The organism is Yimella radicis (genome assembly GCF_054778255.1).
On sequence record NZ_BAAGZR010000010.1, the window covers coordinates 109,220 to 122,106 of the forward strand.

The window sequence follows — 12,887 nt, forward strand, 5'->3', positions numbered from 1 at the left end:
TACCCCATGTCTGCAGCACCCCTGTCCGTGCTCGTCGTCGACGACGAGGCACCTACCCGGTCGGAACTCGCCTGGCTGCTCGACCAGGACGAGCGCATCGGCACGGTCCTGCAGGCGGCCAGCGGCGGCGAAGCACTCGACCTGCTCGACTTCACCCCCGTGGACGTCGTGTTCAGCGACATCAACATGCCCGGCCTGGACGGCATGCAACTGGCCCGCGTCATCGCCCGGCTGCCGCAGCGCCCGCAGGTGGTCCTGGTGACCGCCTACGACGAGTACGCCGTCGACGCCTTCGCGATCGACGTCGTCGACTACGTGATGAAACCGGTCAGACCTGAACGTCTCGCACAGGCGGTCGGCAAATGCGTCGGAGCCACCGCAGCTCAGGCCGAACCTGAGGACGAACGCATCCCCGTCGAACGCGGCGGTGTCACGCGTTTCATCCTGCGTTCCGACGTCCGGTACGTCCAGGCGATGGGCGACTACGCCGAACTGCACACACCGGACGGCACCCACCTCGTCCGGATCCCGCTGAACACACTCGAGGAGCGTTGGGCCGCAGCAGGATTCGTCCGTATCCACCGCTCGACTCTCGTCTGTACCCGCTTCGTGTCCGAGCTGCACATGGACGACGGGCGCTGCTCGGTCACCGTCGACGGCACCTCACTGCAGGTCAGCCGCCGGCACACCCGCGAACTGCGGCAGCACCTGTTGCAGCGCGGAGAGATCTGATGGAGCACGCGACGCCACGCGTCCGCATCACCAGTTCCCGCGCGCCGACCGGCAACCCGGCCGGCCAGAGCCTGCGCGACGAGATCAACTCGCAGACCGAACTCGGTGAGGTGTACGTCGAGGGCTTGATGCGTGCCCAACTGCGGCTCGCATTGCGGGTCCTCGCCGTGGGAATCGTCAGTCTCGGCGGCCTGCCGTTGCTGTTCCACTTCGTGCCGGCAACCCGGCACGTCACGTTCGCCGGGGTGCCGTTCGCCTGGTGGGTGCTCGGTGTGCTCGTCTACCCCGCGGCGGTGCTGATCGCCCGCCAGTACGTCCGCGCATCGGAGCGGTTGGAGCTGGAGTTCACGACGATGGTGACCCGACCGGTGAGCAGGCGGTGACCTCCACCTGGTCGCTCGTCGCGATCGCGACGGTCTGCGTACTCACCTCCGGTCTCGGCCTGGTCGGATTGCGGTTCACCCGCGGCACCAGCGACTTCTACGTCGCCGGGCGAACGGTCTCCCCCTGGCGCAACGCGAGTGCCATCGGTGGTGAATACCTTTCTGCGGCAAGCTTCCTCGGTGTCGCAGCGCTGATGTACGACAACGGCCTGGACACGCTGTGGCTCCCCGTCGGTTACACCATCGGCTACCTCGTCCTGCTCGTCCTCGTCGCTGCACCGCTGCGTCGCAGTGGGGCGTACACACTGCCCGACTTCGCTCAGCTGCGACTGGAGTCGAAGGCCGCGCGCAGGGTCTGCTCAGTGTTCGTGCTCGGCATCGGCTGGCTCTACCTCATCCCCCAACTCCAGGGCGCGGGCCTGGTGCTCAACCACGTCACCGGATGGCCCCGCTGGGTCGGCAGCACCCTGGTCACCGTGCTCGTCACGTTCAATGTCGCGCTCGCCGGGATGCGGTCGGTCACGCTCGTCCAGGCGGCTCAGTACTGGCTCAAACTGACTGCGCTTGTCGTCCCCGCGTTCGTGATGCTCGGCGTGTGGCTGCGCGACGACCGTCCCTCGGCGCCTGCCGGCACCGACTGGTGGGACCCGCTCACCGCGTCCGCGAACACCGACAACCTCTACGCGACCTACAGCCTGCTGATCGCGTTGTGCCTGGGCAGCATGGGTCTGCCCCACGTCGTCGTGCGCTTCTACACCAATCCGACCGGCCGGGAGGCCCGCCGAACGACCGTGGCGGTGCTTGCCCTGCTGGGCATGTTCTACGTCTGGCCGCCGATCTACGGCTGGCTCGGACGCATCTACCTGCCTGGCGACGCACCTGGGATGCGGGACACGATGGTGCTCCGGCTGCCCGGCGCCGTCCTGCCCGGTGGCGTCGGCGATCTGTTGTCGGCCCTGCTTGCCGCGGGAGCGTTCGCTGCATTCCTGTCCACCGCGAGCGGCCTGCTGATGGCGGTCGCCGGCGTCCTCGATCAGGACATCGTCCGACCGTTGGTGCGTCGCCGTCACCCCAGCGTGAAGCCGAGTCAATCCTTCCGTTTCGCAGTGATGTTCGCGATGCTCGTGCCGTTCACCGCCGCGGTCCTGCGTAGCCCGTTCGGCATCTCGATGGTCGTCGGTTACGCATTCGCGATCGCGGCCGCCACCTTCGCGCCGCTGGTGGTGCTCGGTGTGTGGTGGCGCAGCCTCTCCCGCGCCGGCGCGATCGCCGGAGTGCTCACCGGCGGCTTCACGACGGGCGCCTGCGCCGCAGTGGTCCTGGCCGGAGGCGTCGGGACCGAGGGTCTCGCGCGACAGTTGCTGACCGCACCGGCGGCGTGGACGACGCCCCTCGCGGTGTTCGTGATGGTCGTTGTCTCGCTCGCCACGCCGAACAGCGTCCCGGCCTCGACCGGACGCATCATGGCCAGGTTGCACGTGCCCGAAGCCGTCGCCGACTGACGAAAGCGTCCCGCCGTTCGCCGCAGCACCCGAACCGCTCGCCGCACGTTTCGGTTCCGCACGCCGAACCGTGCGACCCGTCCGGCGCAGCACGCCCGGAAGCGGTGGCGAACCGGAACCCGCAGGAAGAAGGTATGTGACACCGATCACACGGTTCCCCGTGTGGCAGTCCATACCCGAAACCGGAGGTGACTCGGTGAGCAACGACGGTGCTCCGAAGGTCGACGATCGCTTCATCGCGGTCCAGCAGTCCCCCGAGTTCGCCGAACTTCGCAAGAAGTTCCGCGCATTCGTCTTCCCCGTCACGGCCTTCTTCCTGGCGTGGTACTTCCTGTTCGTCCTGCTGTCGATCTACGCGCCCGGATTCATGGGCACGAAGGTGATCGGCAACATCAACATCGGCATCCTGATGGGCCTGGGACAGTTCGTGACGACGTTCGCCATCACGTTCATGTACGCCCGCTGGGCCAACCGTGAGTTCGACCCGCGCGCCGACGCCATCGGTGCCCGCCTCGCCGGCGACAAGGACTTCTGATGGGCACTCAACTGATCAGTCTCGCCGCGGCCGACCAGGTCGGCAGCCCCGTCCTGAACATCGCGATCTTCGCCGTCTTCGTCCTGGTCACGTTGACGATCGTGGTCAAGGTCGCGTCCGGCACCAAGACCGCGGGCCAGATGTACACCGGTGGCGCCTCGTTCTCCGGCAAGCAGAACGGCATCGCGATCGCCGGTGACTACCTCTCGGCGGCCTCGTTCCTCGGTATCGCCGGCGCCATCGCGTTGCAGGGCTACGACGGCTTCCTGTACTCGATCGGCTTCCTGGTCGCCTGGCTCGTCGCCCTGCTGCTGGTCGCCGAACTGATGCGCAACACCGGACGCTTCACGATGGCCGACGTGCTGTCGTACCGCCTGAAGCAGCGCCCGGTACGCATGGCCGCTGCGACATCCGCGCTGGCCGTGTCGTTCTTCTACCTGCTCGCCCAGATGGCCGGAGCCGGTGGCCTGGTGTCGCTGCTGCTCGGTGTGAGCGGCGAGACCGCGCAGAACCTCGTCATCGCCGTCGTCGGCGTCATCATGGTGCTCTACGTGATGATCGGCGGCATGAAGGGCACCACCTGGGTGCAGATGATCAAGGCCGTCCTGCTCATCGCGGCGACCTTCATCATGACGGTCTGGGTGCTCGGCAAGTACGGCTTCAACATCAGCAAGCTCTTCGAGGCCGCGGTCAACGAGAACCCGAAGGCCGGGGAGAAACTCCTGTCGCCGGGCCTGAAGTACGGCAAGGACTCCACGACCAAGCTCGACTTCGTCTCGCTCGCCCTGGCTCTGGTGCTCGGCACCGCGGGTCTGCCGCACGTGCTGCAACGCTTCTACACGGTGCCCACCAGCAAGCAGGCACGCAAGTCGGTCGAGTGGGCCATCTGGCTCATCGGTGCCTTCTACCTGCTGACCCTGGTCATCGGCTACGGCGCCGGCGCCCTCGTCGGACCGGACAAGATCAACGCGGCTCCCGGAAAGGCCAACGCAGCGGCCCCCCTGCTCGCATTCGAACTCGGCGGCTCCCCGCTGCTGGGCATCGTGTCCGGCATAGCGTTCGCGACGATCCTCGCCGTGGTCGCCGGCCTGACGATCACCACCAGCGCCACCTTCGCGCACGACATCTACAACCAGGTGATCAAGCACGGCAAGGCGACGCAGGAGTCGGAGGTCAAGGTCGCCCGCATCGCCGCGGTCGTCGGTGGCGTCATCGCGATCGGCGGTGGCATGCTCGCCAAGGACCAGAACATCGCGTTCCTGGTGGCCCTCGCGTTCGCCGTCGCGGCCAGCGCGAATCTGCCGACGATCCTCTACTCGCTCTTCTGGAAGCGGTTCAACACCCGCGGCGCGGTGTGGAGCATCTACGGCGGTCTGATCACCGCGATCGGCCTGATCATCTTCAGCCCGGTCGTCAGCGGTAAGGGCGCGGATCCGAAGACGGGCAAGACGCTGTCCATGCTCCCGGCGGACATCGACTTCCACTGGTTCCCGCTGGACAACCCGGGCATCGTCTCGATCCCGGTCGGGTTCTTCCTCGGCTGGCTCGGCAGCGTCACCAGCAAGGAGTTCAACGCTGCCAAGTACGCCGAGATGGAGGTCCGTTCCCTGACTGGACACGGGGTTGCCGAGGCGATCGATCACTAGGAAGGTGGGTGTGGGGTGCGTCACGGCGCACCCCACACCCCGCACAGCCCCCCGGGCGGCCACACCACCCCCACCGCCCGATTCGTCGATGAGGATGAGGATTTTGAGCGAGACCAGCTACGCACCCGACCCGGACTTCGCTGCTGCGGCCAACGGCAAGGCAGAACTGTTCGAGCAGGCCGACGCCGACTTCGAGGGTTTCTGGGCCGACCAGGCCCGCGAGCGCATCACCTGGGCCAAGCCCTTCACACAGACCCTCGACTGGAGCAACGCTCCGTTCGCCAAGTGGTTCGCCGACGGCCAGCTCAACGTCGCCCACAACTGCGTCGACCGCCACGTCGAGGCGGGCAACGGCGAACGCGTCGCGATCCACTTCGAGGGTGACCAGGGCGACACCCGCACGATCACCTACGCCGACCTGCAGCGTGAGGTCTCCAAGGCAGCAAATGCGTTGCAGGAGTTGGGGATCAACAAGGGCGATCGAGTCGCGATCTACATGCCGATGATCCCCGAGACGATCTTCACGATGCTCGCGTGCGCTCGACTCGGCGCTCCGCACTCGGTGATCTTCGGTGGCTTCTCGGCCGACGCGCTGCACACCCGCATCGTCGACGCGGACGCGTCCGTCGTGGTCACCACCGACGGTCAGTGGCGCCGCGGCAAACCCGCACCGCTCAAGGCTGCCGTCGATGAGTCGCTCACCAAGGGCGATCACCCGGTCAAGCACGTCCTCGTCGTGCAGCGGACCAAGGGTGAGGTGGCCTGGAACGACGACCTCGACCTGTGGTGGCACGACGTGGTCGACCGCCAGTCCGACCAGCACACCCCCGAGCCGATGGACGCCGAACACCCGCTGTTCATCCTGTACACCTCGGGCACGACCGGTAAGCCGAAGGGCATCCTGCACACGTCCGGCGGTTACCTGACGCAGGCCGCGTACACGAACTCGGTCGTGCACGACGTGCACCCCGAGACCGACGTGTACTGGTGCACCGCCGATGTCGGGTGGGTCACCGGCCACTCCTACATCGTCTACGGACCGCTGGCGAACGGCGCGACGCAGGTGCTCTACGAGGGCACACCCGACACTCCGCACCAGGGTCGGTGGTGGGAGATTGTGCAGAAGTACGGCGTCACGATCCTCTACACGGCACCCACCGCGATCCGCACGTTCATGAAGTGGGGCAACGACATCCCGACGAAGTTCGACCTGTCGTCCATCCGCCTGCTGGGTTCGGTCGGCGAGCCGATCAACCCCGAGGCGTGGCGGTGGTACCGCCAGAACATCGGTGGCGGTAAGGCGCCGATCGTCGATACCTGGTGGCAGACCGAGACCGGCGGCATCATGATCTCGCCGTTGCCCGGACTGACCACTCTGGAGCCGGGTTCGGCGCAGAGGCCGATTCCCGGCATCGCGGCCGAGATCCTGGACGACATGGGTGAGCCGTTCACCGAACCGGAGAAGGTCGGCTACCTGGTGCTCACCAAGCCGTGGCCCGCGATGCTGCGCACCATCTGGGGCGACGACCAGCGCTACCGCGACACCTACTGGAGCCGGTTCGGTGAGAAGTACTACTTCGCCGGTGACGGCGCCAAGTACGACGCCGACGGCAACATCTGGCTGCTCGGCCGCGTCGACGACGTCATGAACGTCTCGGGTCACCGGCTGTCGACCGCGGAGATCGAATCCGCCCTGGTGTCACACGAATCCGTGGCCGAAGCCGCGGTGGTGGGAGCCACGGACGAGACCACCGGCCAGGCCGTCTGCGCGTTCGTCATCCTGCGCGAAGGCTTCGAGGACGACGGCGACGACACCGTGCAGGAACTGCGCAACCATGTCGCCAAGGAAATCGGTCCGATCGCCAAGCCTCGACAGATCCTGGTCGTTCCCGAACTGCCCAAGACCCGCTCGGGCAAGATCATGCGCCGTCTGCTCAAGGACGTCGCCGAGAACCGCGAGGTGGGCGACGTCACCACGCTCGCCGACTCCTCGGTGATGAACCTGATCAAGGACGGCATGGCCAAGGGCTGAAGTCCGCGATCGAACGCCCCACGTCCCCTCGGACGTGGGGCGTTCGTCGTCTCGCCGCTCGGGCCGTCGCAGTGCCGTCGAAGTGCCGTCGCGGGACGGCCGCGGGGCCGGTTGGTCGGACTCACCCGAGCGGATGATGGGATGGGTCATGTTCAGGTACACGTCGACAGGGGGTCCCCACGTGCCAGCTCCACCAGCCAGCGCTGCGCCGAAAGCCGGACGCGGACGCATCGAGGTGCACAACCTCACCAAGTCGTTCAAGGGCTTCCGGGCCGTTGACGACCTGTCCTTCAACGTCGAACCGGGCCGAATCACCGGCTTCCTCGGGCCGAACGGCGCCGGCAAGACCACCACGCTCCGCATGATCCTGGGGCTCATCCGGCCGACGTCCGGCGGCTCCACCATCGGCGGCGTCCCGTACGTCAAGCTCGCCGACCCGCTGCGCACCGTCGGCTCGGCACTCGAGGCCACGAACTTCCACCCCGGACGCACCGGACGCGATCACCTACGTGTGCTCGCCACGTCCGCCGGCCTGCCGAAGAGCCGCGCCGATGAACTCCTCGAACTCGTCGGCATCCCGGCGGCTGCGAAGAAACGCGCCGGCGGCTACTCGATGGGTATGCGTCAGCGGCTCGGACTGGCCGGCGCACTGCTCGGCGACCCGGACATCCTGGTGCTGGACGAGCCGGCGAACGGTCTGGATCCCGAGGGCATCCGCTGGCTGCGCGGGTTCCTGCGCCACCTGGCGGCCGAGGGCAAGACCATCCTGGTCTCCAGCCACCTGCTGTCCGAGGTCGAACAGACCGTGGACGACGTGATCATCCTGGCCAACGGCAAGCTGATCCGCCAGGGGCAGATCGACGAACTACGCGGCGAACCGAAGGTGCGCGTGCGCACGCCCGGCGCCCGTGAACTGGCCGAGGCGCTCACCGCGTCCGGTTTCCGGGTCGAGCCCGGCGAGGAGGCGGGGATCGTGGTGGCCTACAGCGACAACCCCGCCGCGGTCGGTGACGTCGCGTTCCAGGCACGCGTGCCGGTGCACGAACTCGCCCGTCAGCGCGCCGACCTCGAAGCACTGTTCTTCGAACTCACCAGCCAGGGCACCGCGCGCAACCGCAACCTGGGTGACCCGCCCGGCCCCGAAACGGGGGCCGGCGCACCGCAGGACCAGGCTCCGACAGAAGGGGGCGTGCGCTGATGGGCCGCGCGATCAAGGCAGAGATCCAGAAACTGATGACGACCCGCCTGTGGTGGGGGATGGCGATCGCGTTGTTCCTGTGCGGGGCGCTGTTCGCGTTGCTGTTCGGCTCGATCTCCCAGACCGACTCCGATCAGGAAGGGATGCCGACGTTCACACCCCTGCAGATCGCGATCAACACCTACACCAGCGGTGTCGGCTTCGGATACGTGTTCCTGATGGTCATCGGCATCATGACGATCGGCTCGGAGTATCGGCACAAGACGATCACCGGCACGCTGTTGGCCGAACCACGACGTCCGGTCATGATCGCCTCGAAGGTGATCGCGCTGCTCGGTTTCGGTGTGCTGTACGGCCTGGTGTTCCTCGCCGGATCGGTCATCACCGGCGCGACGATCCTGTCGGCGCGTGGGATGCAGGCGTTCCCCGAAGCAGGCACGCTCACCCGTTCGCTCCTGCTGGTGCTGCTCGTACTCGGCCTCTGGGCGCTCATCGGCCTCGGCCTGGGTGTGATGATCCCCAACCAGGTCGCCGCGATCCTGGTCGGCGTCGGCATCGCGTTCATCCTCGAACCGATCCTGTCGGTGGTCGGCACACTGATCGACGGTGGCCGCGACGTGGTGAAGTTCTTCCCGAGTCAGGCCACCAATGCGGTCCTCGGTGGGTACACCGGCGACCCCGAGAGCGTGATGCTGAACTGGTGGCAGGGCACGCTGATGTTGCTGCTCTACGCGGCCGTCTTCGTGGCCATCGGGACGTGGTTGACCAACCGCCGCGACGTCACCTGAGACACAACGCAACAGCACTCGACCCACACGGGCGAACCCCAGCCTGCAGGCGTAGGCTGGGGTTCGTCTGTGTGTCACCCCACACGGGCGATTCGATCGGCGACACAAACGAAAGAGGCGCATCAGCGTGTCCCAGCCTTCCGAGCCGCTCGCAAGCTTCGGCCCCAACGAGTGGTTGGTCGACGAGCTCTACGAGCAGTACCTGCAGGACAAGAACTCGGTCGACAAGGCCTGGTGGAGTTTCTTCGCCGACTACGAACCGAGTGCCGAGTCCGGCTCGAGCAACGGCTCGTCCAAGAGCTCCTCGAACGGCAGCGCCGAGAAGACCGCCGAGAACACTGCGGACAAGAACGGCGAGAAGGCCGCTGCGAAGCCGTCGAAGGACGCTTCCGCGAACAGCTCCGAGAGGGACAAGGCTCGGTCCGCCGAGGGCAACGCCGAAAACGTCCAGCCGGGCGATTCCAAGGCCGCCGACGCCGACCCGTCCGCCGCTCCGCAGGCCAAGACGGAGAAGTCCCGCTCCGACCGCAACCCCGGCCGGGTGCCGACCCTCGACCCCAAGCAGCACGAGCTGTCCAACGCCCGCCCGATCTCCCGTGACGGTGGCGTTGCTCCGGTCCAGTCCGTCGACGCCGAGGACGAGAAGGTGCCGTTGAAGGGTGTCGCCGCCCGCATCGTCACCAACATGGAGCAGAGCCTGGAGGTGCCGACCGCGACCAGCGTCCGCTCGGTGCCGGCGAAGCTGCTCATCGACAACCGCATCGTCATCAACAACCATCTCGCCCGCAGCCGCGGCGGGAAGGTGAGCTTCACCCATCTGCTCGGGTACGCGATCGTCAAGGCGCTCAAGCTCGTTCCCGACATGAACAACGCGCTGGCCACCGACGACAAGGGCAAGCCGGTGCTGGTGCGCCCGGGCCACGTCAACTTCGGCCTGGCGATCGACCTGGCGAAGGACGACGGCACCCGCACGTTGGTCGTCCCGAACATCAAGAACGCCGAAGCGATGGACTTCGTGCAGTTCTGGACGGCGTACGAGGACATGGTGCGTAAGGCGCGCACCAACACCCTCACACTCGAGGACTACCAGGGCACCACGATCACCCTGACCAACCCGGGCGGCATCGGCACCGTGCACTCGGTGCCGCGCCTGATGAAGGGCGCCGGCGCGATCATCGGAGCCGGTGCGCTGGAGTACCCCGCCGAGTGGCAGGGCGCCAGCCTCAACACCCTGAACAAGAATGCGGTCAGCAAGGTCCTGACGCTGACCAGCACCTACGACCACCGCATCATCCAGGGTGCGGTCTCGGGTGAGTTCCTGAAGGTCGTCCACCAGCTGCTGCTGGGCGAGGACGGGTTCTACGACGACATCTTCCAGGCGATGCGGATCCCGTACGAGCCGGTCCGTTGGGTGCGCGACATCGACACCAGCCACGACGACGACATCAACAAGGTCACCCGCGTGCACGAGTTGATCCACGCCTATCGGGTGCGCGGGCACCTGATGGCCGACACCGACCCGCTGGAGTACAAGCAGCGTCGTCACCCCGACCTCGACATCACCAACCACGGCCTGACGCTGTGGGACCTCGACCGCACCTTCCCCACCGGAGGGTTCGGCGGCGAGCCGTTCCTGAAGCTGCGCAAGGTGCTGGGCATCCTGCGCGACTCGTACTGCCGCGGCGTGGGTATCGAGTACATGCACATCCAGGACCCCGAGCAACGCCAGTGGATCCAGGGCAAGGTCGAGGTGCCCTACGAGAAGCAGACCTCGGCCGAGCAGCTGCGCATCCTGCGTAAGCTCAACGCCGCAGAGGCGTTCGAGACCTTCCTGCAGACCAAGTTCGTCGGCCAGAAGCGCTTCAGCCTCGAGGGCGGCGAGTCGGTCATCGCGCTGATGGACCGCATCATGTGCGAGGCCGCCGACGAGGGTCTCGACGAGATCTGCATCGGTATGCCGCACCGCGGACGCCTGAACGTGCTGGCCAACATCGCCGGCAAGTCCTACGGCCAGATCTTCCGTGAGTTCGAGGGCACCCAGGACCCCAACTCGGTGCAGGGGTCGGGCGACGTGAAGTACCACCTGGGCACCGAGGGCGAGTTCGTCTCCGACGCGGGCAACAAGACCAAGGTCTACCTCGCCGCCAACCCCTCCCACTTGGAGGCCGTCAACCCGGTGCTGGAAGGCATCGCGCGCGCCAAGCAGGACCGCATCAACCTTGCCGGCACCGCGTTCACCGTGTTGCCGATCCTGCTGCACGGTGATGCTGCGTTCGCCGGTCAGGGTGTGGTGGCCGAGACGCTGAACCTGAGCCAGCTGCGCGGGTACCGCACCGGCGGCACGATCCACGTCGTGATCAACAACCAGGTCGGTTTCACCACCGCGCCGTCGCAGTCGCGTTCGTCGACCTACTCGACCGACGTCGCCCGGATGATCCAGGCGCCGATCTTCCACGTCAACGGCGACGACCCGGAGGCGTGCGTGCGCGTCGCCGAGCTGGCGTACGAGTTCCGTCAGCGCTTCCACAAGGACGTCGTCATCGACATGGTGTGCTACCGCCGCCGTGGCCACAACGAGGGCGACGACCCCTCGATGACACAGCCGCTGATGTACAACCTCATTGAGGCCAAGCGCAGCGTCCGCAAGCTGTACACCGAGGCCCTCATCGGCCGCGGTGACATCACCCCGGACGAGGCCGAGGCCGCCCTGCGCGACTACCAGCAGCAGCTGGAGCGGGTGTTCGTGGAGACCAAGGAGGCCAAGAAGCAGGCCGCCGCCCCCTCAACCCCTGACGCCTCGACCGGCACCGACGCCGAGGGCCACGGTGGCCTGGAGCGTCCGTCCGCGCAGACGGCCGACGACGCGACGGTCGACGGGCGCAACCGCTCGACGGCGATCAGCGAGTCCGACCTGCACAAGATCGGTGAGACCTGGGTCAAGCCGCCGGAGGGCTTCACCGTCCACCCGAAGATCGCCAAGCTCATGGACCGCCGCAACGAGATGGTCCACAAGGGCGGGATCGACTGGGCCATGGGCGAATTGGCCGCCTTCGGCTCGTTGATGATGGAAGGCATCCCCGTGCGCCTCGCCGGCCAGGACAGCCGTCGCGGCACCTTCGTGCAGCGTCACGCCGTCCTCATCGACAAGGTCAACGGCAACGAATGGACGCCGCTGCGTTACCTGTCCCCCGACCAGGCCTGGTTCTGGGTGTATGACTCCCTGCTGTCGGAGTACGCCGCACTCGGGTTCGAGTACGGCTACTCCGTCGAGCGTCCGGATGCGCTGGTGCTCTGGGAGGCTCAGTTCGGTGACTTCGCCAACGGCGCCCAGACGATCATGGACGAGTTCATCTCCTCCTCGGAGCAGAAGTGGGCGCAGCGCTCGTCTGTCGTGCTGCTGCTGCCGCACGGCTACGAGGGTCAGGGTCCCGACCACAGCTCGGCCCGCATCGAGCGGTTCCTGCAGATGTTCGCCGAGGACAACATGACGATCGCCTACCCGAGCACGCCGGCGAGCTACTTCCACCTCCTGCGTCGCCAGGCGTACGCGCGTCCGCGCCGTCCGCTGATCGTGTTCACGCCCAAGCAACTGCTTCGCCTGAAGGCGGCGACCAGCAGCCCCGAGGAGTTCACCAGCGGTGTCTTCCAGCCGGTGCTGCCGGACGCCACCAAGCCCGAGGCCTCGCAGGTCGACCGGGTGCTGCTGGCATCGGCGCGTGTCGTGTACGACCTGGAAGCCGAGCGCGAGAAGCGTGGCGACACCAAGACCGCGATCGTTCGGGTCGAGCAGTTGGCTCCCATTCCCGCCAAGGAGATCGCCGAGATCATCGGCCAGTACCCGAACGCCGAGCTGGTGTGGGTGCAGGACGAGCCCAAGAACCAAGGTGCGTGGCCGTTCATGGCGCTCAACCTGCCGGAAGCTCTGGCCGAGTTCGGCGAGACCCGCGCACTGCGCGTCGTGTCACGTGCTGCCGCGGCATCGCCGGCGACCGGATCGCCCAAGCGTCACGCGGCCCAGCTGGCCGAGTTGGTCGCTTCGGCGTTCGACCGCTGACCGGAACGGCCGAGTAC

General features: G+C 66.9%; 9 protein-coding genes. All 9 read left to right on the top strand.

Annotated elements, in window-relative coordinates:
• Window positions 1-6 precede the first annotated feature (6 nt).
• The gene (locus ACYU8W_RS09990; RefSeq protein ID WP_499468719.1) at window positions 7-732 is read left to right on the top strand and encodes a LytR/AlgR family response regulator transcription factor; all 726 of its coding nucleotides are present in this window, start codon (window positions 7-9) and stop codon (window positions 730-732) included.
• On the top strand, window positions 732-1,115 hold the full coding sequence (locus tag ACYU8W_RS09995) for a DUF485 domain-containing protein (protein WP_499468721.1): 384 nt from the start codon (window positions 732-734) through the stop codon (window positions 1,113-1,115). The genes ACYU8W_RS09990 and ACYU8W_RS09995 overlap by 1 nt, the downstream gene beginning before the upstream one ends.
• A complete protein-coding gene (locus tag ACYU8W_RS10000) occupies window positions 1,112-2,617 on the top strand; it encodes a sodium/solute symporter (protein WP_129624760.1) in 1,506 nt (501 codons plus the stop codon). The genes ACYU8W_RS09995 and ACYU8W_RS10000 overlap by 4 nt, the downstream gene beginning before the upstream one ends.
• Window positions 2,618-2,813: 196 nt before the next feature.
• Complete coding sequence (locus ACYU8W_RS10005) at window positions 2,814-3,152, top strand: DUF485 domain-containing protein (RefSeq protein ID WP_129624759.1); 339 nt, start codon at window positions 2,814-2,816, stop codon at window positions 3,150-3,152.
• Complete coding sequence (locus ACYU8W_RS10010) at window positions 3,152-4,798, top strand: monocarboxylic acid transporter (RefSeq protein WP_129624758.1); 1,647 nt, start codon at window positions 3,152-3,154, stop codon at window positions 4,796-4,798. Before ACYU8W_RS10005 ends, ACYU8W_RS10010 begins: the two co-directional genes overlap by 1 nt.
• A 94-nt stretch (window positions 4,799-4,892) precedes the next feature.
• Window positions 4,893-6,830, top strand: a complete 1,938-nt coding sequence (acs, locus tag ACYU8W_RS10015; RefSeq protein WP_499468724.1) for an acetate--CoA ligase — start codon at window positions 4,893-4,895, stop codon at window positions 6,828-6,830.
• A gap of 181 nt (window positions 6,831-7,011) precedes the next feature.
• A complete protein-coding gene (locus tag ACYU8W_RS10020) occupies window positions 7,012-8,028 on the top strand; it encodes an ABC transporter ATP-binding protein (protein WP_499468726.1) in 1,017 nt (338 codons plus the stop codon).
• A complete protein-coding gene (locus ACYU8W_RS10025) occupies window positions 8,028-8,816 on the top strand; it encodes an ABC transporter permease (protein ID WP_499468728.1) in 789 nt (262 codons plus the stop codon). The genes ACYU8W_RS10020 and ACYU8W_RS10025 overlap by 1 nt, the downstream gene beginning before the upstream one ends.
• Before the next feature lie 127 nt (window positions 8,817-8,943).
• On the top strand, window positions 8,944-12,870 hold the full coding sequence (locus tag ACYU8W_RS10030; RefSeq protein ID WP_499468730.1) for a multifunctional oxoglutarate decarboxylase/oxoglutarate dehydrogenase thiamine pyrophosphate-binding subunit/dihydrolipoyllysine-residue succinyltransferase subunit: 3,927 nt from the start codon (window positions 8,944-8,946) through the stop codon (window positions 12,868-12,870).
• The last annotated feature ends 17 nt before the right edge of the window (window positions 12,871-12,887 follow it).